The organism is Promicromonospora iranensis, assembly GCF_028994805.1.
In the GTDB taxonomy this organism is placed as follows: domain Bacteria; phylum Actinomycetota; class Actinomycetes; order Actinomycetales; family Cellulomonadaceae; genus Promicromonospora; species Promicromonospora iranensis.
This window is the reverse complement of sequence record NZ_JAJQQP010000007.1, coordinates 135033-158623: the sequence shown is the minus strand read 5'-3', so window position 1 is coordinate 158623 and position 23591 is coordinate 135033. Positions and strand designations below refer to the sequence as shown.

At 70.8% G+C, this 23591-nt stretch carries 16 protein-coding genes; 10 read left to right on the top strand and 6 right to left on the bottom strand.

Annotation, left to right across the window (positions count from 1 at the left end):
• The first annotated feature begins 13 nt into the window (after positions 1-13).
• Positions 14-3844, top strand: coding sequence for a TM0106 family RecB-like putative nuclease (locus LUM46_RS13530; protein WP_274994560.1), 3831 nt, complete (start codon positions 14-16; stop codon positions 3842-3844).
• A 79-nt stretch (positions 3845-3923) separates the two neighbouring features.
• On the opposite strand, the gene LUM46_RS13525 is transcribed toward LUM46_RS13530, so the two are convergent.
• Both LUM46_RS13525 and LUM46_RS13520 read right to left on the bottom strand, forming a co-directional pair.
• On the bottom strand, positions 3924-4670 hold the full coding sequence (locus LUM46_RS13525) for a hypothetical protein (RefSeq protein ID WP_274994559.1): 747 nt from the start codon (positions 4668-4670) through the stop codon (positions 3924-3926).
• A gap of 203 nt (positions 4671-4873) precedes the next feature.
• A complete protein-coding gene (locus LUM46_RS13520; protein ID WP_116677330.1) occupies positions 4874-5077 on the bottom strand; it encodes a cold-shock protein in 204 nt (67 codons plus the stop codon).
• A 225-nt stretch (positions 5078-5302) separates the two neighbouring features.
• On the opposite strand from LUM46_RS13520, the gene LUM46_RS13515 reads away from it, so the two are divergent.
• From LUM46_RS13515 to LUM46_RS13480, 8 genes are all read left to right on the top strand, one after another.
• Positions 5303-6157: an aldo/keto reductase gene (locus LUM46_RS13515; RefSeq protein WP_274994558.1), complete on the top strand. Its 855-nt coding sequence runs from the start codon at positions 5303-5305 to the stop codon at positions 6155-6157.
• Positions 6158-6413: 256 nt separating this feature from the next.
• On the top strand, positions 6414-7694 hold the full coding sequence (locus tag LUM46_RS13510) for an ABC transporter substrate-binding protein (protein ID WP_274994556.1): 1281 nt from the start codon (positions 6414-6416) through the stop codon (positions 7692-7694).
• Positions 7695-8016: 322 nt separating this feature from the next.
• Positions 8017-9444 (top strand): branched-chain amino acid ABC transporter permease, encoded by a 1428-nt coding sequence (locus LUM46_RS13505; protein ID WP_274994555.1) that lies wholly within the window; start codon positions 8017-8019, stop codon positions 9442-9444.
• A gap of 13 nt (positions 9445-9457) precedes the next feature.
• Positions 9458-10444, top strand: a complete 987-nt coding sequence (locus tag LUM46_RS13500; protein ID WP_274994554.1) for a branched-chain amino acid ABC transporter permease — start codon at positions 9458-9460, stop codon at positions 10442-10444.
• A complete protein-coding gene (locus LUM46_RS13495; RefSeq protein WP_274994553.1) occupies positions 10434-11498 on the top strand; it encodes an ABC transporter ATP-binding protein in 1065 nt (354 codons plus the stop codon). Before LUM46_RS13500 ends, LUM46_RS13495 begins: the two co-directional genes overlap by 11 nt.
• Entirely contained in the window at positions 11495-12280 is a 786-nt protein-coding gene (locus tag LUM46_RS13490; RefSeq protein ID WP_274994552.1) for an ABC transporter ATP-binding protein, read from the top strand. The genes LUM46_RS13495 and LUM46_RS13490 overlap by 4 nt, the downstream gene beginning before the upstream one ends.
• Positions 12281-12405: 125 nt before the next feature.
• Positions 12406-13512 carry a threonine aldolase family protein gene (locus tag LUM46_RS13485; protein WP_274994551.1) on the top strand — a complete coding sequence of 369 codons (1107 nt, stop codon included), beginning with the start codon at positions 12406-12408 and terminating at the stop codon, positions 13510-13512.
• Positions 13513-13569: 57 nt separating this feature from the next.
• Positions 13570-14802 (top strand): glycoside hydrolase family 3 N-terminal domain-containing protein, encoded by a 1233-nt coding sequence (locus LUM46_RS13480; RefSeq protein ID WP_274994550.1) that lies wholly within the window; start codon positions 13570-13572, stop codon positions 14800-14802.
• 3 nt (positions 14803-14805) lie between these two features.
• On the opposite strand, the gene LUM46_RS13475 is transcribed toward LUM46_RS13480, so the two are convergent.
• From LUM46_RS13475 to LUM46_RS13465, 3 genes are all read right to left on the bottom strand, one after another.
• Positions 14806-17100 (bottom strand): S9 family peptidase, encoded by a 2295-nt coding sequence (locus LUM46_RS13475; protein WP_374726960.1) that lies wholly within the window; start codon positions 17098-17100, stop codon positions 14806-14808.
• Between the two features lie 100 nt (positions 17101-17200).
• Positions 17201-19981, bottom strand: coding sequence for a hypothetical protein (locus tag LUM46_RS13470; RefSeq protein WP_274994549.1), 2781 nt, complete (start codon positions 19979-19981; stop codon positions 17201-17203).
• A gap of 184 nt (positions 19982-20165) precedes the next feature.
• A complete protein-coding gene (locus tag LUM46_RS13465) occupies positions 20166-21434 on the bottom strand; it encodes an endonuclease/exonuclease/phosphatase family protein (RefSeq protein ID WP_274994548.1) in 1269 nt (422 codons plus the stop codon).
• A gap of 285 nt (positions 21435-21719) precedes the next feature.
• On the opposite strand from LUM46_RS13465, the gene LUM46_RS13460 reads away from it, so the two are divergent.
• On the top strand, positions 21720-22316 hold the full coding sequence (locus LUM46_RS13460) for a septum formation family protein (RefSeq protein ID WP_274994547.1): 597 nt from the start codon (positions 21720-21722) through the stop codon (positions 22314-22316).
• Here LUM46_RS13460 and LUM46_RS13455 read toward each other — a convergent pair.
• A complete protein-coding gene (locus LUM46_RS13455) occupies positions 22297-23514 on the bottom strand; it encodes an MFS transporter (RefSeq protein WP_274994546.1) in 1218 nt (405 codons plus the stop codon). The genes LUM46_RS13460 and LUM46_RS13455 overlap by 20 nt on opposite strands.
• Positions 23515-23591 lie beyond the last annotated feature (77 nt).

The following is a 23591-nucleotide window of genomic DNA, read 5'->3' as shown; positions in this document are numbered from 1 at the left end:
TAGACCTGGGGGCATGTTCCTCCTGGAGCGCGACGACCCGGGCACCCTCGTGCACTCGGCAAGCGACCTCGTGATCGCGGGCGAGTGCGAGTTCCGCCTGCTGAGACGCCTCGACGAGCTCCTGGGTCGGAGCCCGCGCCGGGCCCGGGAGGAGGACGAGATGCTGGTGCGCACCGCAGCGCTCGGTGAGGACCACGAACGGCGGGTCCTCGACGGCCACCTCCGTACGTTCGGGCCGGCCACTGCGGGTCGCCCCGGCGGCGTCCTGGAGGTTCCGTCCGCGCGCCGGATGGCCCGTGACGAGCTGGTCGAGGCGCACACCCGCACCCTGGCCGCGATGGAGCAGGGGGCGGACGTCGTCTACCAGGCCTCCTTCTTCGACGGCCGGTTCCACGGCCGCGCCGACTTCCTGGTGCGCGACCCGCTCGGCGAGATGGCGCACCGGGGCGGCGTCGTAGCCGGCCCCCAGCCGCGCTATGCCGTGCACGACTCCAAGCTCGCGCGCCGCACCAAGGTCCGGGCGTTGCTCCAGCTCGCCGCGTACGCCGACCAGCTCATGGACGCCCGGATCGACCCGACGGACGAGGTCCACCTCGTGCTCGGCACGGGGGAGACCACGTCGCACCGGCTGGCTGACCTGCTGCCTGTCTTCCGCACGCGACGTACGCGGCTCATCGAGGTCCTGGACGGCCACGTGGCCGACGACGCCCCGGTGAGCTGGGGCGACGACCGGTACCTGGCCTGCGGCAAGCTCCGCGACTGCCCGGACTGTGCCGAGGCCGCCGCAGAGGCCCGCGACGTCCTGCTCGTCGGCGGGGTGTACGGGGTACAGCGGGCGAAGCTGTCGGCGTCCGGGATCGCGACGATCGACGCGCTCGCGGCGGCCGAGGAGCCGCCGGACGGCATGGCTGCCGCCCGGTTCGAGAACCTGCGTGCCCAGGCACGCCTCCAGCTCGGGCTGGACGACGGCGACGGCTCGGTGGCGCTCGACCAGCTCCCCGACGGTGTCGACCCGGACGGGCCTGAAGCACGGCTGCGCTGGCAGCTCATCGCGACCGACGCCATCGACCGGCTCCCGCCACCGAGCCCGGGCGACGTGTTCTTCGACTTCGAGGGCGACCCTCTGTGGGAGGACGCGCGGCTGCCCGGCGACGACCAGGCGCCGGCCATGGGCCTCGACTACCTCTTCGGCTGGGTCGAACGCCCCGGTCCGGACGGTGGGACACCGCCGTTCCACGGGCTCTGGGCCGACGACCTGGCGGGGGAGCGCGATGCGCTCGTCCGGTTCGTCGACTACCTCAACGCGCGTCTCCAGACCTACCCTGACCTGCACGTCTACCACTACGCGGCCTACGAGAAGACGCACCTGCTCTCGATCGCGGCGCGCCACGGCGTGTACGAGGACGAGGTGGACCAGCTCCTGCGCGACGGCGTGCTGGTGGACCTCTACGCGGTGGTCCGCTCGTGCTTGCGCATCTCGAACCGGTCGAAGTCGATCAAGAAGCTCGAACCGCTCTACATGCAGGACGACCCGGCGCGCGAGGGCGTCACGAGCGCGGCGGCCTCGGTCACGGAGTACGCGGAGTACGCGAAGCTGGCTGCCGACGGGGCGGACCGGGCGGCGGAGCTCAAGCAGCGGATCCTGGACTACAACGAGTACGACTGCCGGTCTACGTTGCGGTTGCTCGAATGGTTGAGGTCTGCGCGGGCGTCGGTCTCGTTGGTCTCGTCGGTCGAGACCCAGGTGGTTGGGGCGGCCGTGGGGAGCGAGAACGCGCGCGCGGGTGGGGGTGGGGATGCGGGGGGTGCTGAGGAGAGTCCTCGGGCGGTGGCTCGGCGGGAAGGGCGGGAGCGGCGGCTGGCGTTGGCCGCCGCGATCTCCGAGCGGGTCGGGGAGAACCGGGGGGAGCGGTCGCTCGAGGTGCAGGCGCTCGCGCTGCTGGGCGCTGCCGTCGGGTACTACCAGCGTGAGGACAAGCCGTTCTGGCAGGAGCACTACGCGCGACTGGAGCTTCCGCTCGACGAATGGCCCGGGCGGAGGTCGACGTTCCACGTGGAACGTTCGACGATGCTGCGGGACTGGGGAGTCGTCGGCCGCGACCGGCTTCCCTCGCGGGAGATCGAGCTGGTGGGTCGCATGCTCGACGGTTCGCGGGTCGACGGGTCCGACCTCGGTGTCGGCGACACGGTGCACGTGCTGTACGACCAGCCGGTTCCGCCCGTCGTCGGTGCGCTGGAGGCGCGGGCCGTGCGAGGCGAGCACTCCGGCGGCGTGATCCAAGAGGTGCGAGCGCTCGACGGTGAGCGGGACGACGTGCCGCGCGGACGCGACGTCGTCGTGCTGCGAGAGCGGCTGTCCGGGGGAGCGGAGCCGCACGACCAGGCCCCTGTCGCGCTCGCCCCGCAGTGCGGGCCTGCGCGCGACGCCCAGGAGCGGGCGGTCGAGGAGGCCGCCCGTGCGGCACTCACCTCGTGGGACGCGGACCGCGCGCTGCCCGACGGCGCCGCGATCGACCTGCTGCGCAGACGCCCGCCGCGACTGGTCGACCCTTCGACAGGCTCAGGCGAGCACCCGCCGCCCGGAGAGAGCGGCGGAGGGCTGCCTGCTCTCGGCAACGAGGGGAACGGTGGCCTCGACCTCGAGGCGGCGGTACATGCGGCCGTCGAGCGGCTCGACCACTCCTATCTCGCGGTGCAAGGGCCGCCGGGTACCGGGAAGACTCATGTCGGTTCGCATGTCGTCGCCAAGCTGGTGGGTGCGGGCTGGCGGGTGGGCGTGGTGGCCCAGTCGCATGCCGCTGTCGAGAACATGCTGAGGGCCATCGTCGACAAGGCGGGCGTGCCCGTCGAGCAGGTGGCGAAGAAGCAGCGCGCGAAGGGTGCGGAGAAGGGCGTCGCTCCGCCGTGGCAGGAGATGACGAGCTCCCAGCTCGCCGACTGGGCCGCGACCAGCTCCGGCGGCTGCGTGGTGGGTGGCACGGCATGGGACTTCGCGCACGAGCGCTGGCCCGACGGTGGCCTGGACCTGCTGGTCATCGACGAGGCCGGTCAGTTCTCGCTCGCCGACACGATCGCCGTCGGGCGGTCCGCGCAGCGGCTCCTGCTGCTCGGCGACCCACAACAGCTCCCGCAGGTCAGTCAGGGAAAGCACCCCGAACCCGTTGACGAGTCGGCGCTCGCCTGGCTCGCCGCGGGCAGCGCGGTGCTGCCGGACGGGCTCGGCTATCTGCTGCCCGAGTCGTGGCGGATGCACCCCGAGGTCTGCGCCGCTGTGTCCCAGCTCTCGTACGCCGGACGGCTCTCGGCTCATCCGGTCACGACCACGCGGTCGCTCGAGGGCGTGACGCCCGGAGTGCTGCACGTCCCGGTGGCGCACGAGGGGCACTCGACGTCCTCTCCTGAGGAGGCGGCCGAGGTGGTGCGCCAGGTGCACGAGGTGCTCGGTCGGACGTGGGCGCCGGGCGGTGGCCACCCGTCCCGCCCGCTCGGGCAGGACGACGTGGTGGTGGTCGCCGCGTACAACGCGCAGGTCCACCTGGTGCGCCAGGCACTGCGTGCCGCAGGTCTCGACGGGGTGCCGGTCGGCACCGTCGACATGTTCCAGGGGCGGGAGGCGCCGGTCGCGATCCTGACGCTCGCCGCATCGACTCCGGACGAGGTGTCTCGTGGGATGGGATTCCTGCTGTCGCGCAACCGCGTCAACGTGGCGGTCTCGCGCGCGCAGTGGCGTGCGGTGGTGATCTCGTCACCCCGGCTCACCGACTACCTGCCGGGCGACCTGGAGGCCGACGGCGTGCGACACCTCATGGAGCTCGGCGGATTCCTACGGCTTATCGGCGCCTGAACGAGAGAACTGCTGGTCGAGCGGGTCGAGACCGGGTTCTCGACCCGCTCGACCAGCAGCACTGCGTCAGACCCGAGAGCTAGAACTCGCCGCCGCCGAAGTCTCCACCGCCGAAGTCGCCACCGCCGCCGAACATGTCGCCGAAGAAGCCTCCGCCGGCGTCACCGCCCGCGTCGCCCCCTGCGTCAGCGCCGGCGGCCTCGACCGGCTCGGCACCCGGGTCGCCGCCCTCGGCGCCGGCTTCCTCGCCGCCACCCTCGCTGCCGCCCTCTTCGCCACCGGCGAAGTCCTGCGCGGGGTCTCCGAAGGAGCTGCCGAACATCATGTCCGCCACGGCGGAGCCGATCACCATGCCACCGATCGTGCCGAGCATGCTGGCGCCGAGCATCGAGCCGAAGCCGGGCCCGCGGCTCTGGCCGAAGTTACGCTCCAGGGTGCCGGGATTGCGTATCTCGGCGCGGGTCGCCATGCGGGCCAGGTCGCGCGGCTCGTCGGACGCCGCGCGCTCGTTCGCGGGCACGGTCTCGCTCAGCTGGGCCTGGACCTGCCGCCGTTGCTCGGGCGTGAGCTGGGCGAACGCCTCGGCGTGCGCCTCCTCGACCTGGTCCGGCGGGGCGGTGCGGAGCAGGTAGCGGTAGCGCTCGATCGCCACCTCGTCCTCGCTGCGGCCCGTGCTCGCGGCTGACCCGTACACGGGTGCGGTGCCGTACTCAGGAGACTGGCCCGGCCGCTGCCGGTACTGCTGTCGCGGCGCGCTGCCGCCCTGATACATGCCGGGGATCTGTTCGCGCGGCTCGCGGCCGAGCAGTCGGTCGAGGAAGCCCATGATCTCGTCCTTCGTAGGTGACGGTCCAGGTGGGGAACGCCCGGCGTGGTCCGACGGTTCCGGATCGGCCCGTCGATCCACTGGGAGTGGAACGGGTACGGAATGGCGAAGGCCCGGTCACCTCGAAAGGTGACCGGGCCGACGTCGTGCAACCTGCGCCGAACTCAGATGAGCTCAGCGCGCTGGTTGCGAAGTCTGAGGGATCAGATCGGGCGGATGTTCTCCGCCTGCAGGCCCTTGGGGCCCTGCTTCACGTCGAACTCGACGCGCTGGTTCTCCTCCAGTGAACGGTAGCCGTCCGACTGGATCGCACTGAAGTGGGCGAACACGTCCTGCCCACCGTCTTCGGGTGCAATGAACCCGAAGCCCTTTTCGGCGTTGAACCACTTGACGGTTCCGAATGCCATGTACTGCTCCTTGCATGAGGCGACGACCCCGACCGTCGGGATCGCATAATCACGGTGTCGTCGTCATCTCACGGAAGAACGATCGAGGCACTGCAACGTCACCTACCCTACCTGCCAGACGCAAGGAAAGCCCGACCAATCTCGAGTGAGTTGTGTCAGAGGGGTCTCAGGCCCGGTTTTTCGGCCCCGTCGACGGTGTCCGGAGCGGGTGTTAGAACGGATGGCATGAACGCAGCCACCGACATCCCGTCCGTCACGCTCAACAACGGCGTCGAGATCCCGCAGGTGGGCCTCGGCGTCTTCCAGGTGCCCGACAACGGCACGCAGGCGTGCGTGGAGACCGCGCTCGAGCTCGGCTACCGGCACATCGACACCGCTGCCGCCTACGGCAACGAGGAGGGAGTCGGAGCGGCCGTCCGGGCCACCGGCGTCCCGCGCGAGGACATCTTCGTCACCACCAAGCTGCGCAACGGCGACCAGGGTTACGAGAGCGCCCTGAGCGCGTTCGAGAACAGCCGGAAGGCGCTCGGTCTCGACGTCGTCGACCTGTACCTCATCCACTGGCCGGTCCCCGCCCGGGACCTCTATGTCGAGACCTGGAGGGCGTTCGAGAAGCTCCTGGCCGACGGCGCGGTGCGCGCGATCGGCGTCTCCAACTTCCTGCCGGAGCACCTGGACCGCCTGGTCAGCGAGTCGGACGTGGCGCCGGCGGTGAACCAGGTCGAGCTCCACCCGACCTTCCGGCAGCCCGCCACCGTCGAGCGGAGCCGGGCCCACGGCATCGTTCCCGAGGCGTACTCGCCGCTGGGGCAGGGGGCCGACCTCGAGGCACCGGCGGTGGTCCGGATCGCCGACGAGCTGGGTGTGACCCCCGGCCAGGTGGTGCTCCGCTGGCAGGTGCAGCACGGGGTGGTCCTGATCCCGAAGTCCGTGAACCCGGAGCGGATGGCGACCAACATCGACCTGTTCTCGTTCTCGCTGACGGACGCGCAGATGGCCGACATCGATGCCCTGCACTCGCTCGAAGGCCGGATCGGCGCGGACCCGGCGACCGCATCGTTCACCCAGTTCCGGAGCTGACGCGAGGGGGCCGGCGGCGTCCGGCACGAAGGGTCGGAGCAGCCCTGCCGGGTCGCCGTCGGCACTCCCGCTTGCCCCTTCGAACCCTGTTTTCGCCCCGTTCTTGGGGTGCCGCGCGCGTGGGTAACATCATCGTAACGATCGAGTCGGTGTGACGGACTAGACACATTGGTGACACACAGTGTGACTACGTTCATCGCCACGACGAGGCAAGTCGCCCCGTCCGGTTCACTCCCGCTCGAAGGGGACCAGCAGAATGATTCGACGTTCCACGGCGGCGCGCGGTCTTGCGATCGCCGCTGTCCTCAGCGTGGGCCTCGCGGCCTGCTCCACGACCACGGATGCGGGTGACGGCGAGACCGCCGCGTCGCAGGATCCGCTCATCGTCGGCACCATCCTTCCGCTCACCGGCACGCTCGCCTTCCTCGGCCCGCCCGAGGTCGCGGGTGTCGGTCTGGCGATCGACGACATCAACGCGGCCGGTGGCGTACTCGGCAACGACGTCACCATGGAACAGGGTGACTCCGGTGACACGACGGACACCAGCGTCGCGCAGCAGACCGCGACCGACCTGATCAGCAAGGGCGCCCAGGTCGTCATCGGCGCCGCGTCGTCGGCGGTCAGCCTCAACGTGGTGGACCAGTTCACCGAGGCCGGCGTCATGCAGATCTCTCCGGCCAACACGGCCACCGACCTCTCGGGTGCGAGCGACTTCTTCACCCGGACGGCGCCGCCGGACACCGTGCAGGGCGCGGCCCTCGGCTCGCTGATCCTCGACGGCGGCCACCAGAAGGTCGCCATGATCGTCCAGGACGAGGCCTACGGCACCGGCCTGCGCGACAACGTCCAGCAGGCCATCGAGGCCGGCGGCGGCGAGGTCGTGTACGGCGAGACCGGTGGGGGCGACGAGTTCCCCCCGGGTGAGAGCAACTTCTCCTCGATCGTCACGGACGCGCTGTCGTCCAAGCCGGACGCCATCGCGGTCATCGCTTTCGAGGAGACCAAGGCGATCGTCTCAGAGCTCACCTCGCAGAACTGGGACTTCAACGGCACCACGTACTTCTGCGACGGCAACACCGCGTCGTACGAGCCGGACTTCGACAAGGGCACTCTCGAGGGCGTGGTCGGCACGATCCCCGGTGCGCAGGCCCCGGAGGAGTTCCGGGACCGCGTCAGCGGCTGGTACGAGGAGAACGAGGGCAGCGAGCTCGCCGACTTCTCCTACGCACCTGAGTCCTACGACGCCGTGATCCTGGCCGCGCTCGCCGCCGTCCGCGGCGAGGGCACCGACGGGACCACCATCTCGGAGAACATCAAGGCCGTCTCCGGTGCAGACGGTGGTACCGAGGTCACCTCGTTCGAGGAGGGCGTCGCGGCGCTCGAGGCCGGCGACGAGATCCACTACAAGGGTCAGTCCGGTGTAGGCCCTCTGAACGACCAGAACGACCCGACGTCCGCGCTCATCGGCGTGTACGAGTACGACAAGGACAACGTGAACGTCTTCTCGAGGTCCATCGAGGGTGAGGTCACGGAGTAGTCCGCGACCTCGTGGCGTCCGGCCGGTCGCGGCAGGACGGCACGACCTGACGACGACGGCCCGATCGCCTTCCGCGTGGAGGGCGACCGGGCCGTCGTCGTACCCGCCCGGGGTGCTGAACCCGGGTCAGAAAGAGACCGGATGCTAGCGCTTCCGTGTGACGCGGCCTCGGGCAGGTGTGACACAAAGCACGGCTACACTTCCGGCACGCTTGCGAACGACCCTTGCGTACACGGCCCGTTCAGGGCTGCTACATCACGGGGAGAAGATGGAACCGGGAGAACCCCGGGACCTGCCCCTGACACCACGGAGGACCCGGCACATGAAAGCCGACCGACCAATCGCGTCCCCGGCGCGGCGAGCCCTCGCCGTCGTCGTGGCGGTGCTCGCGGCCTTGACCGCGAGCGCGGCGATGCTCGCCGCACCTGCCGCCGCATCCGGTGCGGACGTTGCGACCGACTGCACCCCCGACGGGACGACCGCCTGCGTCTCCCCGATCGTGCTCGACAACAACAACGATCCTGTTCCCGGTATCGAGGTGACGATCACCGGCAACGACTTCGAGGCGGTCGTGACCTCCACCGACGGGCCAGTGTCCGTGGCGGTACCGACCGTGGGCCGCTACACGCTGACCGTGGACCCGGCGACGGTGCCTGACGGCATGAGCACGGACGTGCCGGAGCGTCAGGTCGTCGCCCAGACGGGCTCGACGGCGCGGGGCGCGTTCCGCATCGTGCAGGGCTCGGCCCCTGCGGAGAACGGTTCGACGACAGCGCCGTCGGAGACCGGGACCGGCGGGGAAGACGCCGAGGACAGCGGTATCGGAGACGAAGGAACCACCGAGAACGCCTCCGGGTGGCCGGAGTTCAGCCAGGTCTGGCAGCAGTTCGGCTCCGGCATCCGCTTCGGTCTGCTGCTCGCGCTCGCCTCGGTGGGCCTGAGCCTCATCTACGGCACCACCGGCATCTCGACCTTCTCGCACGGTGAGCAGGTGACGCTCGGCGCTCTGCTCGGGTTCATCTCGGTCAACTGGTGGGGCCTGCCCGTGTGGGCGGCCGTCCTGGCCACGATCGTCATCTGCGCGGCCACGGGGTGGTTCCAGGATGTTGTCCTCTGGGGGCCGCTACGTAGACGTGGCACCCCCGTCATGCAGCTCATGATCGTGACCATCGGTCTGTCGATGTCCCTGCAGTACGTGATCCAGATGTTCATCGGTGGCCGTTCGCAGCGCGTCCTGCCGCAGAACGCCCGCCCGGTGGAGATCGCCGGCATCACCCTGAGTGCGGCGTCCTGGCTGTCGATGCTCGTGGCGCTGGCCGTCATCGGCGTCATCGCCTGGTTCCTCACCCAGACCCGGATCGGGCGCGCCACCCGTGCCGTCTCGGACAATGCCGCGCTCGCCGCCGCCACGGGCATCAACCCCGACCGCATCGTCCGCATCGTCTGGACCATGTCCACCGGTCTGGCGGGTCTGTCCGGCATGCTGCTGGCCATCTCGTTCGGGTCCTTCACCTGGACGCTCGGCATGATCCTGCTGCTCCTGATGTTCGCGTCCGTGACGCTCGGCGGCATGGGTACCGCGTTCGGTGCCCTGGCCGGATCGATCGTGATCGGCCTCGTGGTCGAGATGTCCACCCTCATCCCCGGCATGCCGAGCAGCCTTCGGTACGCCTCGGGCCTCTTGATCCTCATCCTCGTGCTGCTGATCAGGCCGCAGGGCCTCCTCGGCCGCGCCGTGCGGGTCGGCTGAAAGGAGAATCGTCATGGACGAACTGATTCGTATCCTCATCCAGGCGCTCGCCCAGCTGGTCGCGCCTGCCACCGCCGCCTACGCCCTCGCGGCGATCGGTCTCAACCTGCACTTCGGCTACACCGGACTGCTGAACATCGGCCAGGCCGGCTTCATGCTGATGGGGGCGTACGGGTTCGCGATCGCCACCATCGAGGGCGCCCCGTTCTGGCTGGCCTTCCTCATCGCCGCGGCTGCGGGTGCCCTCCTGGCACTCGTCCTGGGTATCCCCACGCTGAAGCTGCGAGGCGACTACCTGGCGATCGTGACGATCTCCGCCGCGGAGATCATCCGGTTCGCCGGTCGGTCGACCCTGTGGGCGGAGTACACGGGCGGCGCCTCCGGTCTGGCCGGTACCGCCTACAAGGGGACCTTCCAGGATCTGTCGCCGCTGCCCGACGGGCGCACGGCGATCGGACCGCTCGAGTACATCCACAACGGCTCCGACTCCTGGTGGACCCGCATCTTCGCCTGGAGCCTGGTGCTGATCGCCGTGCTCCTGGTCTGGCTCATCACGCGCAGCCCGTGGGGTCGCGTGCTCAAGGGCATCCGCGAGGACGAGGACGCCGTGCGGGCGCTCGGCAAGAACGTCTTCTCCTACAAGATGCAGGCGCTGGTCCTGGGTGGCATCGCCGGATCCTTGGCGGGCATGTTGTTCGTGCTCCCGATATCCGTGGCGCCGGACAACATGGGGCGCACCCTGACGTTCTTCGTCTGGACCGTGATGCTGCTCGGTGGCGCGGCCACCCTCTGGGGCCCGGTGCTCGGATCGATGCTGTTCTTCTTCGTGTACATGCTGCTCCGCACCGGTATGCGTACCGGCCTCAGCGACATCATGCCCGCGGAGAACGTGGAGCACCTCGCCGGCCTCATGGTGGGCGTCGCGCTGATGTGCATCGTGATCTTCCGGCCGCAGGGAATCCTGGGAAACAAGAAGGAGCTCGCCTTCGATGTCCGCTGACAAGAACGAGAACACGGCAGGCGAGCCGGTGGAGACCGTTGACCCGGTCGCGGTGGCGGAGCCGGCCGAAGCCACCGGACCCGACGGGACCGAGGACCTGGTCGGCTCCGCCGCGGCTGCGGACGCCGTCGCGGCGGCGAGCACCGAGCGCAGTGCCGCCGCCAAGAAGGTGACCGAGATCCTGAGTCACGTGGAGCCCAAGGTCGGCGTGGCCAAGCCGGACGTGATCCTGACGGCGACCGGAGTGCAGCGTCGTTTCGGGGGCATGACCGCCGTCGACGTGGACCACCTCGAGGTGCAGCGCGGTGCGATCACCGCGCTGATCGGCCCCAACGGCGCCGGCAAGACCACGTTCTTCAACCTGCTGACCGGCTTCGACAAGGCCAACCAGGGCACGTGGGAGTTCGAGGGCAGGCCGATCGCGCACACCAGCGCCGCGAAGCTGGCCCGCACCGGCATGGTCCGCACGTTCCAGCTCACCAAGGCGCTGTCGCGCCTGACCGTGCTGCAGAACATGCTGCTGGCCGCGCCGGGCAACCCCGGCGAGAACCTGTTCGGCTCCCTGTTCCGGCCGCTGTGGTCGGGCGTGGAGAAGCGGAACACGGCCAAGGCGATGGAGATCCTGGCGCGGTTCAACCTCGATCAGAAGAAGGACGACTTCGCCGGGTCGCTCTCCGGCGGACAGCGCAAGCTGCTCGAGATGGCCCGCGCCCTCATGACGGAACCGACCATGATCATGCTCGACGAACCCATGGCCGGTGTGAACCCCGCCCTGGTGCAGTCGCTGCTCCACCACGTCCAGGCGCTGCGCGACGAGGGCATGACCGTGCTCTTCGTCGAGCACGACATGCACGCCGTCCGCCACATCTCGGACTGGGTGGTCGTCATGGCGGAGGGACGGATCGTGGCGGAGGGCCCGCCCGACAGCGTGATGCAGGACCAGGCCGTGGTGGACGCCTACCTCGGTGCGCACCACGACACCGACCTCGGGGACGACGCGCTGCTCGACCCCGCAGTGCTGGCCCGGCTCGAGGCCGAGGAGGAGAAGCGATGAGCGAGGCGACGACGGCCGCGGCGGCCGCTCCCGAGGCGAAGGCCCCGGAACGGCTCCTGCACGCCGACAACCTGGTGGCGGGTTACATCCCCGGCGTCAACATCCTCCAGGGCTGCTCCATCGAGGTGGCCAAGGGCGAGCTCGTGGGCATCATCGGCCCCAACGGAGCCGGCAAGTCCACGCTGCTCAAGGCGCTGTTCGGGCTGGTGAAGATCCACTCGGGCAAGGTCACGCTCGCGGGGGACGACATCACCGGCATGAAGGCCAACACCCTGGTGGCCCGTGGCGTCGGCTTCGTGCCGCAGAACAACAACGTGTTCCCCTCGCTCACCGTCGAGGAGAACCTGCGGATGGGCGTGTTCCTGCGACCGAAGTCGTTCAAGGAGCGGTTCGAGTTCATCACCGACCTCTTCCCGACGCTGGGTGAGCGGCGCTCGCAGCGTGCGGGCGCCATGTCGGGCGGTGAGCGCCAGATGGTCGCCATGGCCCGTGCGCTCATGATGAACCCCTCGGTGCTGCTGCTCGACGAGCCGTCCGCCGGGCTGTCGCCGGTGCGTCAGGACGAGACGTTCCTGCGCACCCGGATGATCAACAAGGCGGGCGTGTCCGTGGTCATGGTGGAGCAGAACGCGCGGCGCTGCCTGCAGATCTGCGACCGCGGCTACGTGCTCGACCAGGGCAAGGACGCGCACACGGGCACCGGCCGGGAGCTCCAGGCCGATCCCAAGGTGATCTCGCTGTACCTGGGCACGCTGGCCGAGGACGTCGACAAGGCCTCCTGACCGCTCCCCGTGCCGAGGTAGTCCTCTGGCGAGGTAGTCACGCACTACCTCGCCAAGGGACTACCTCGCCACGTGACGACTTCGCCAGAGGACTACCTCGGCGGCGGGCGGGAGAGAATGGGGGCGTGCAGCACTTCGCGTCCGACAACTACGCCCCCGTCCACCCCGAGGTCATGGCCGCGATCGTCGCGGCGAACGACGGCGCCGCCGTCTCGTACGGCGACGATCCCGTGACCGCCCGCCTCCAGGACCGGGCCGCCGAGGTGTTCGGCGAGCGCGCCCGCATCTTCCCGGTCCTGAACGGCACGGGGGCGAACGTCATCAGCCTCATGGCCGCAGCCCCGCGCTGGGGCGGCGTGATCGCGAGCGATGTCGCGCACATCAACACGGACGAGAACGGCGCCCCGGAACGTGTCGGCAGCCTCAAGGTCCTCGCCGCACCGAGCGTGGCGGGTCGCATCGGGCCCGATGCCGTGGACCGTTACGCCGGCGACCTCGGCAACGTGCAGCGCGCGCAGCCCGCGGTCCTCAGCCTCACGCAGGTCACCGAGCTCGGCACCGTCTACTCGCCCGCCGACCTGAAGCTCCTCGCCGACACCGCCCACGCGGCGGGTCTGCGCGTGCACCTCGACGGGTCACGCCTCGCGAACGCGGCGGCCACGCTCGGCGTCGGGCTGCGGGAGATCACCACCGACGTCGGCGTCGACATCCTGTCCTTCGGTGCGGCGAAGAACGGCGGCATGCTCGGCGAGGCGGTCGTGGTGCTGGCTGACGGCGGTCACGACGCTCCGGGTTCGGCGGCAGGGCTCGTCGAGGCGGTGCCGTACCTGCGCAAGGCGACCATGCAGCTCGCGTCGAAGACCCGGTTCGTCTCTGCGCAGCTCCTGGCGCTGCTCGGCGAGCCCGGCGCGCCGACGTCGGGCACGGGCGAGGGGGCGCCGCTCTGGCTGCGCAACGCCGCACACTCCAACACGATGGCCGCGCGCCTGCGCGCAGGCATCGAGACGGCGGGGCTGACGAGCGCCGTCCGCATCACCCGTCCCACTGACGCGAACGTCGTGTTCGCTACCCTGCCTCGCGCGGCGGCGGACCGGCTGCGCGCGCACGCGCGGTTCTACGACTGGGCGCCGGGCGAGACGGCGGACCGCGTCGAGGTGCGGTGGATGTGCGCGTGGGACACGACGGCGGCGGACGTCGACGAGTTCGTGCGAGCACTCGGCGACGCCGTGTGACGGCTCGGCCCGAGCCATGGTGCACATGGCGGCCACGCAGGGGTGAGACTGAGGAGCATGACCCGTTTTCGCCCGCTCGGCCTCGTCACCGCGGCGGTGCTCACGGTGGCGGCCGTGACCGCCGGCTGCTCCGGCCCGACGGCGGAGCCTGACCCGACAGCACTGCCCGGACCCGCGCAGTCGACCGTGCAGCCGAGCGCGTCGCCCGGCACCCCGTCGGCGCGGCCTACTCCCGAGCCCGCACCCGAGCCCACACCCGAGCCCACTGCGGGCGAGCCCGACCTGTCGCTGGTGGACGGCTGGACCCTGGAGGAGAAGGCCGGCCAGATCGTCATGGTGGGCCTGCCGGTCGCCGGTCCGTTCCAGCCGACGTTCGACATGCTCCGGGACCAGAAGATCGGTGGCGTGTTCCTGCACGGCCGCACCACGGCGGGTCGCCAGCCGGTGAAGAACCTGGTGGATGCCGCCGTCGGCGCCGCGGCGCAGCGGCAGCCGCTCTTCGTCGCGACCGACCAGGAGGGCGGCGCGGTGCAGGTGCTGCGGGGGCAGGGCTTCAGCGACATCCCGAGCGCGCTCGACCAGGCCGAGCTGTCCGCGCCCGACCTGCGGGAGCGGTCCCGGACCTGGGGCGCCGAGCTCGCCGCCGCCGGCGTGAACCTCAACCTGGCGCCGGTGCTCGACCTCGTGCCGCAGGCCACCGCGTCGTCGAACGCGCCGGTCGGCGTCTTCGGACGCAACTACGGGTACACCGCGGACTCCGTCATCACGCACGGCAACGCGTTCGCGGAGGGCCAGCGGGACGCGGGCGTGCAGACGTCGATCAAGCACTTCCCGGGCCTCGGCCGTGTCACCGGCAACACCGACGACACGGCCGGGGTGACCGACGCGGTCACCGGTCCGGACGACCCGTCGGTGGACGTGTTCAGCGCCGGTATCGAGGCCGGCTCCGGGCTGGTCATGATGTCGTCGGCGGTCTACACGAAGATCGACCCGGACGCGCCCGCCGTGTTCAGCCCCGTCGCCGTGGGCCTGGTGCGCGAGCTCGGGTTCGACGGCGTCATCATCTCCGACGACCTGTCCGCGGCGGTGCAGGTCCAGCGCGTGCCCGCGGGCGCGCGCGCGGTCCGCGCCGTGGACGCCGGGGTGGACATCGTGCTCGCCTCGGCGAAGCCGTCGGCCGCACCGGTCATGGTCGACGCCCTGGTCCGGGCCGCGCGCGACGACCCGGACTTCGCCGCGAAGGTGGACGCGGCGGCGGCCCGGGTCGTCGCGGCGAAGGCCGATCTCTGACGGTCAGCGGTCGGCGAGGCCCAGCACGTCCAGCACCCACGCGTGCTCGAACGCGACCTGCTCCCACGCGGAGTAGCGCCCCGAGACGCCGCCGTGCCCTGCGGACATCTCGATCTTCAGCATCGCCGGCGCCCCCGCGGCCTGCAGCCGGGCCACCCACTTCGCCGGCTCCACGTACAGCACGCGGGTGTCGTTGAAGCTGGTGGTGGCCAGGATCCGCGGGTAGCGGGAGGCGTCGTCGGCCACGTTCTCGTACGGCGTGTACGAGCGCATGTGCGCGTAGACCTCGGGGTCGTGCAGGGGGTCGCCCCACTCGTCCCACTCGGTGACGGTCAGGGGGAGCGTCGGGTCGAGCATCGACGTCAGCGCGTCCACGAACGGCACCCCGGCGAGCACGCCGGCGAACAGCTCGGGTGCCAGGTTGGTGGCGGCTCCGACGAGCAGCCCGCCGGCGCTGCCGCCGTCGGCCACCATGCGGTCGGACGACGTCCAGCCGGTGTCGACGAGGTGCCGTCCACAGGACACGAAGTCGGTGAACGTGTTGCGCTTGGCGGCCAGCTTGCCGTCGTCGTACCAGGCACGGCCCATCTCGCCACCACCCCGCACGTGCGCGACGGCGAAGACGACGCCGCGGTCCAGCAGGCTCAGGCGGGGCACCGAGAAGTACGGGTCGATCGAGAACTCGTACGCGCCGTACCCGTACAGGAGGAGGGGCGCGGGCTCGGCGGGCGTGTCCGTCGAGACCCCGAACCGGACCTTGTCCTTGCGCCAGACCAGCGAGATCGGGATGCGCGTCCCGTCCTCTGCCACCGCCCATTCCCTGCGCTGGTCGTAGTCGGCGGGGTCGTAGCCGCCGAGCACGGGCTGCTGCTTGAGCAGGGTGCGCTCGCCGGAGGCGACGTCGTACAGGTAGAGCGACTGCGGTGTCACGAAGGAGGTGTAACCGGCCTTGAGGTTGGGCTGCTCCCACACGCCGACGCCCGCGCCGACCGACTCCAGCGGCTGACCGAACGAGATCTCCTGGAAGTCCCAGGCCGTCCGCGGGCCGGCCGTGTCGGGACCGGTCCCGACAGGTTCGACCAACGAGAGCACCGCCGACCGCGAGATCGCCTCGCGGCGGTAGTAGAGCACCAGGTAGCGCTCGCTCGCGCTCACGCCCTCGAGCCGCACGTCCCGAGCGTGCGGCACGACGACGGTCGCCGCCTCGGGCGTGACCGTGTCGCCGGGCGCCGGGACGGGGGAGCTGACGAGCTCGAAGTTCAGCGCGTCCTTGTTGTGCAGGATCAGGAGGACGTCACGGGTGGCCTCGGTGGGCTCGGCGAGCGAGGGCGGGTCGACGAGCGAGGGCGGCTCGGACAACGACGCGGGCTCGACCAGCGACGCGGGCAGCACCGCGTGCTCCACGGTGTACTCGACACCCTCCCGGCGGGGCCACACGACCCGGAACTCGCCGGTCGGGTCGTCCGACTCCAGCAGCCAGGACTCGCTGGTCACCTTGGAGCCGAGCTCGATCTGCAGGTACTTCTTGGACCGGGACAGCCCGACGCCCACCCAGTAGCGCTCGTCGGGCTCCTCGAACACGATCACGTCGTCGGACGCCGGGGTGCCGAGCCGGTGCCGCCAGACCCGCCAGGGGCGCCAGGCGTCGTCGACGGTGAGGTAGAAGACGTGCTCACCGTCGGGCGCGAACAGGGCGCCCGGTGCGGTGTCCCGCACCTCGTCCGGCAGGTCCTCGCCCGTGGCCAGGTCGCGGACGCGCAGCGTGTAGCGCTCGTCGCCCGCGGTGTCGGTGGCGTAGAGCAGCCGGACACCGTCGTCGGACACGTCGAGCGAGCCCAGCGCGAAGAAGTCGTGGCCCTCGGCCTGGGCGTTCTGGTCGAGCAGCAGCTGCTCGCCCGGGACGGGCTCGCCGGGCTCGAGCACGCGGGGGGTCCAGTCGTCCGGCCCGGCGGCGCGGTAACGCGCGTGGATCGGGTACTGCTGGCCCTCGACCGTGCGGGCGTAGTACCACCACTCGCCGTCGCGCGACGGGACGGAGAGGTCCGTCTCGAGGGTGCGGCCCTTGATCTCGTCGAACAGGGTCTGCCGCAATGGCGCCAGGTGCGCCTGCTGGGCCAGCGTCCAGGCGTTCTGCGCCTCCAGGTGCGCGACGACCTCCGGGTCGTCCTTGCGGCGCAGCCACTCGTAGTCGTCGGTGAACGTGTCACCGTGGAAGGTGCGCTCGCTCGGGCGACGCGCCGTCCGGGGGGACTCTGCGGTAGAGGGGGCGGTCTCTGGGGGAGTCAGGGCGTCAGGCACCGCGTAAGCGTATCCGCGTACGCGTCAGAACTTCACGGAAGTGCCGGACGCGCAGGCCACGGGAGTGACCTGCGCGTCCGGCACCTGACTGGTGTGCGGGTCAGGACCGCTTGGTGCCGCCCGTCAGCGTGTCGACGCCGTCGAGCGTGTACGTCCCGCTGACCACCCGGACGGACACGGTGTGCCGGCGCTGCTTCAGGTCACGGAGCCAGTACGACGTCTGGCGCGTGCCCACGGTGCCCACCTGGACCGTGCGTGGCGGACCGCCGTCGACCCGCACCTCGAGCGTCGCGGCGCCGGTGGCACCGAAGAGGTTCAGCCCGGTACCGGTGAAGGGGATGGTCACGGACTGACCGGCACGCAGCACGTGCTGGGTCCGGTTGAAGTGGGCGAACCCAGCCTGGGTGAACGTGAACCCCTCGGGGTAGGCCAGACGCGCGTCGGAGTCGTCGATCTTCTCGGACGCCCAGGCGTGACCCTTGATCGGGGTCACCGCGAGGTTGTCGTACCGGGTGTTGTAGAACCCGCTGGTCAGCGCGATCCGCCCGGAGAGCACCGGGTTCGCCGACGAGTCGACGTGCCGCACGAGCTGCTCGCCGTCCAGCGTCGCCGTGACGACGTTCTCCCGTGCCTCGACCGCGAGGGTGTGCCACGCGCCGCCGTCGAAACCCGCCACCGTGCCGGAGGCGACCACGGTGTCGAGCTTGCGCAGCTGCCACTGCCCGTCCTCGTGCACGCGGACGGCGTACGTGGCCTGGTCCCCGCCACGCGCGTACGCCTGACGCACGCCCAGTCCGGCGAAGTTCTCGAGCGCGGCGTCCCGGTCCACGTCGTCGAGCCGGAAGTCCACGGTCGCGGTGTAGCTGGCCCAGCGGTGGTCACCCAGCACCGTGGACGGTGCCGCGGTCTGGAGCACGTCCTGCCGGCCGTTGCCCCACGTGTTCCAGATGAAGCCCCGGTTCTCGCCGTGGATCTGCTGCTGCAGCACGTTGCGGTGCCGGCGGTCGCCGGTCTCGACGACCTCGAACGCGCCGTCCTGGTCCGCTGTGTAGCGCGGGGTGCCGCCCCGGCGCTCCACGTACGTCATCTCCCGTCCGCCGACCGTCGTCACGGGGTAGTCGTCGTACTCGAAGTTGTCCCGGTAGGGCAGCTCGAGGATCGTGTCCCGCGTGTCGGGCGCGAAGTCGCCCGGCGTGTACTCCGTCGTCCCGCCGTGCACCCCGTCCTCGAGCGTCGACAGCGTGACGATCGAGTAGGCGGGTACCTTCACGCGGTACACGTCGTGCTCGACGCCGTCGATCGTCTCCGTCCGGACCGGCTCGTAGTAGCCGGTCTTCTGGAAGTAGTTGGCGTCGTACGCCTGGCCGGCGTCCGGGCCGCGTGTCTCCCACGCGTAGAGCGGTCGCCCGGCAGCGCCCAGGTCGGCCACCTTGACCTCGAAGTGCCGCTCCGTGCGGGTGTTGTTGGCGTGCACCTGCGACCACTCGGCGTCGCCGTCGGCGCTCGCGGGCGTGCGGGCGGTGAGGACGGTGCGCGTCGAGGTGTCGACGTTCGTGCCGCCGTCCCCCTTGGTGCCGTCACCGCCGGTGGCACCCTCGACGTACTCCCAGCCGTGCTCGACGAACTGGTGGAAGTGGCGCACGGCGACGAGGCCCACGTCGCCCTCCCAGTACCCGGACCACGGGTCGGAGGCCCGGACCAGGTGCTTGGGGGAGTACTGCGTGCCCTCGTACATGGCGCTGACGGCGGGCTGGAACAGGAAGGTCGTCATGTGCGCCGGGTCGTTGCCCGCACCGCTCCAGCGGTAGGCGTTGATGAACCGGTCCGCGATGTCGGCGGCCCCGATGGTCCCGCCCACGCCGCCGCGGCTCGGATCGGCCGGGAGGCGGTACTGCGGGTCGATCATCGGTGCGACGCCCTCGGAGTACAGGATCTCCTTGCCGAACTCCTTGTTGAGCCGCGTGACGTTCGGGCCGCCCACGATGTCGTAGTGGTAGCCGAGGGCGTCCACCTGCTCCAGCGCGGCCGGGTCGGCGAGGATCCGTCCCGCGATCGCGTCGCCCTCCCGGTAGGAGTCCAGGGCGACGATCTTGACCTTCGAGTAGTCGTAGCGAGCGTCCGGTGCGGTGGCGTCGCGCTCGAGCCACTGCGCGAACTGCACCGTCCACGCCAGCTCGGCGGCCTGGTAGGTCGCGCCGCGCACCTCGTTCTGGGACGGGCTCATCCAGTCGAACTCGACGCCGAACGTGTCGTAGGCGGCGTCGATCGTCTCCTTGTACCACTGGTACCGCTTGGCGGGGTCGTTGCCCGTCCAGGACGGCTCGCCCCAGCGGAGCGCCTCGATCTCGATGTCGGGGTTGATCGACAGCGCGTCCGCGATGAAGTGGAAGCCGGCGCCACGCAGCACGTTCGCGGGCTCGTCGGCGCTGCGCTTCGTGGCGGGCTCCGCACCCGACGAGCTGTTGCTGTCCGCACCCAGCTCGACCTTGATGTGCTTCAGGCCGGCTCCGGTCTCGGTGTCGAACAGCATCCGCATGATCGTCCAGTAGGCGTCCGGGTTCTCCTCCTTGTAGTCGAGGAGCAGCTTCGACGTGTTGTTGCAGGAGACGGAGCCGAAGCCGCCGAAGGTGTTGTAGGGGCGGCCGTCGGCTCGGCGCTCGACGTCGTCACCGTCGACCACGAGCTCCTTCCAGGGGATCGACGGGTCGTCGAGGCGGAGCTCGGGAAGGGCCGTGTCGGCCGAGACCGCGGTGGGTGCGGCGGGCGCGGACCGGGGGTCCGGTGCCGCGCCCGCCGGGGGCGTCATGAGGCCGCCGACCGTGAGGGCGAGGACGGTGGCCGTCGCTGCTCCCGCGGCCGTGCTGCGGTGGGTACGTGGCATGAGGAACTCTCCGTCGTCATTGACAGGTCCGAGGAGAGCGATGATCGGACATGATCATTTGTGACCGGACGGGACGGGCCAGGGGTGCTCTCCGCGCTCAAAAGTAAGCGCGGCGCCTGGAGCGGTCAACAATATGATCGATGTTGATCGAACGAGGTGGCCGACGGTCGTGCGAGCGCTTCTGTTACAGCCGCACGTCGGTCCAGGTGAGGCGGTGGTCGCTGCTCGGGAACGGGTACACGCCGGTGAGCCGGGACAGCGGGTCGGCGGCGACCGGCCAGAACACGCCGGCGTCCCGGACCCGCAGGTCACGTGAGGGCAGCACGTAGTCCACGCGCAGGTTGCCCGGCGCCGTGTCGGCGAAGTCGGCGGTGTCGAGCGCCGGGTCGCCCCGGTGGCTCAGGTTGGCGCCGCCCTGCAGCGCCGCGGCCTCGGTCCCGCCCGCCGACGTCGCCTGCGGGTCGGTGATCCGCGGGTGGCGCAGCAGCTGGTCGATCGCCGTGTCCACGGAGTCGCCGTCGACGGGGTCGGCATTGTAGTCGCCGACGATCACGAAGGACGAGCCGGGACGCAGCCCGCCGCGGCGACCCTCGTCGTCGTACTGGTAGCGGGCGGCGCGGCCGCCGCGCACGTATTCGGCCCAGAACCGGATCTCGTCGTGGTTGCGCAGGCCGTTGCGGTCCTCGGCGCCGTCGAACGACGGCGGGGTCGGGTGCGCGGCCAGCACGTGCACCGTCCGGTGGCCGACGCGCACCGGGACGTCCCAGTGCGACTTGCTCGACAGCGGCAGGACCGCCAGCTCCTCGGCCGAGTACCAGTCGGCCGGGGCCGCGGTGGCGGGGTCGTCGGGCAGGAGCGCGCCCGGCATGTCCTGCCACCGGAAGTGCTGGAAGGTACGCACCTTGTGGTGCTGGATCGGGTACTTCGACAGCACGACCATGCCGTACTGCCCCGGGAACAGGCCGAAGCCGAGCGCGTCGTCGCCCCCGCCGACGGTGCCGTCGTTGTTCAGGTCGAAGCCGCTCGGGACGCCTGTGTTGGAGGCGGCCACGAACGCGTACGGGTACTCCACCGGCTCTCCGGTGCCCTGCGGCACCTCGAGGTAGTTCTCGCGGAACAGGTCCGCGGCGGCGTACGGGTCGGCGTCGCCGGAGTAGTCGAACTCGTTGAGCAGCACGACGTCGGGGTTCGCGTGCTGGATGACCTCGGCCACCGTCGCCGCCTGGGCGTCGTCGCCCGTGGACAGGTCGGCGACGAGCTCGCCCTCCGTCGCCCGGTTGAGCGAGAGGTTGTAGGTGGCGGCACGCAGTGTCCGGTGGCCGGCGTCCGGGCGCCCGGCGCTGCTCGGGTCCGTGCCTGCCGATGCTGCGCCCGCCGAGGCGACGAACGCCCCGGCCAGCAGGGCCGCTGCCGCGGCGGCGCCGGTCAGGCGCACGGGGGTACTGGCTCGCATGACTGCTCCTTCTTCGGGTGCCGTGCTCCGCGGTGTGTCACGGTCGCCGTGCGTCGGTGTGCTGCGCGGGTGGTCCGCGTCAGCCACCGTAGAGCGGCGCCGGTTCGGCCGGGTGAACAGCGTATGAACAGCCTTGGACCCGGGCTGCGGGCGCTCCGCGCGAGTCGTGACCGAATCGTTGCGCCCCCGGGGTCAGCGTGGGTGTCGGCGAGGGTAGTTTTCCGGGGCGGCCGGTCCGGTCGTGACCGCGGCGCCCGCCGTCGTGCCGCCTCTGAGGAAGAGTCGATGAACCCCACATTCCGTTCCGCCCGCACCGCCGTCACCGGTATGCCCGGCCGGCGCTCGGCCCGACGCCCGGCCCGCCTGCTGGCGGCCACCGCCGCAGCGGCCGTGTCTCTCACGATGCTCACCGGCTGCGGGGCTCTCGACGACCTCATGTCGAGCGGGGAAGCCCCGCGCGACGAGCCCGGCGGCGAGATCACCGCCTCGGCCGAGGCGGACGCCTTCGAGATCCTCGAGGGCGACTGCATCGACCTGGCAGCGCTCGACGGCTACGGCGACTCTGCGGCGGGTGACGAGTTCGAGGTCGAGTCCGTGCCGGTCGTGCCCTGCGCCGAGCCGCACACGGGCGAGGTCTACGCCGAGCTGGTCCTCGAGGGCGACGAGTTCCCGGGTGCGCAGGCCGTCGCGACGAAGTTCGAGGAGTGGTGCTACGCCGAGTTCGAGAAGTTCGTCGGCCTCTCGTATGACGAGTCGGTGTACAGCTACACCGGCTTCTATCCGACCAAGGACACCTGGGAGCAGCTCGACGACCGCACCCTGCAGTGCATCGTCAGCTCCGAGGAGCCGGTCACGGGCAGCCTCAAGGGCGTGGCGGAATAGCGCTTCGGGCCGTCAGCCGCAGGTCCGTCGCGACCACCACCAGCGCTGCCAGCACGAACGCCGCGCCGACCAGGGGCACCGTGCTGACGCCGACGGTGGCGACGACCAACGCCCCGAGCGCCGACCCACCGCCGATCCCGATGTTGAACACGGAGCTCGAGATCGCGGTCGCCGACTCGGTGGCGCCCGGGGCGACCTGCATGGACAGGAAGGACAGCGCCGGCGGGATCGCGCTGAACGCGAGGCCGAACAGCGCCAGCCCGACCAGGGCGAGCGCCGGGACGTGCCCGAGGCTCCACAGCAGCACGAGCGCACCGGTGAGCAGGCTGAGCGCTACGAGCACCGTCTGCCAGGGCCGTTTGTCCAGCACCTGGCCGATCAGCAGCGTGCCCGCCAGGCCAGCGGCGCCCTGGCCGAGCAGCAGCGCGCTGAGGTAGCGGTCGGGGAATCCCGCCGTCTCCAGCAGGAACTGGGTGACGAACGTGATCATCATGAACCCGCCGGTCACGAGCAGCACCGTGACCACCATGAGCACCACGAAGCGGCGCATGCTCGGGTGCGTGCCGCGGGCCGTGCCGCTCTGCTCGGCGTCGACGTTCGGCATGGCGATGACCATCGCGAGGCACGCGAGCAGGCTCACCACCGAGAAGAACAGGAACGCCGTGCGCCAGCTCGTCTGCTGGCCCACCCAGGTGCCGAGCGGCACGCCGAGCAGCGGCGCGAGCGAGTTGCCGATGGCGAGCCGCGCGATCATCTTGCCGCGGATCGCCGGGGCGAACAGGCTCGCCGCGGCCGGCGTGACGACCGACCAGAACAGAGCCTGCCCCAGGGCCGTGACCATGCGCGCGGCCATCAGGTCCGCGTAGCCGGGTGCGACCGCCGACCACAGCGTCCCGACGGTGCACACGGCGGTGGTCGCCGCCAGCACGTAGCGGCGCGGGAACCGGCGGGTGAGGCGCGAGAGCGGCAGCGACGTCAGCACGACGACGGCGGCGTACGCCGACACCAGCAGCCCGATCTCGGACGTGGTGCGACCCAGGTCGGGGGCGATGAGGGTGAGCAGGCCGCCCGGCAGGTTCTCCGCGGTGACAAAGGTGAACGCGCTGACCGAGAGGGCGATGAGGGCGATGATCGCCCGACGCTGGTTCACGGGAGGCGCGGCGAAGCTCGCTGCGGTGACGGGCGTGCTGAGGCTCATGCTGCTCTCCGGCTGGTCGGCGGGCGGGGTTCACCCGGACGACGAACGGGCCCGGCGGGTACGACAAAACTACGCGG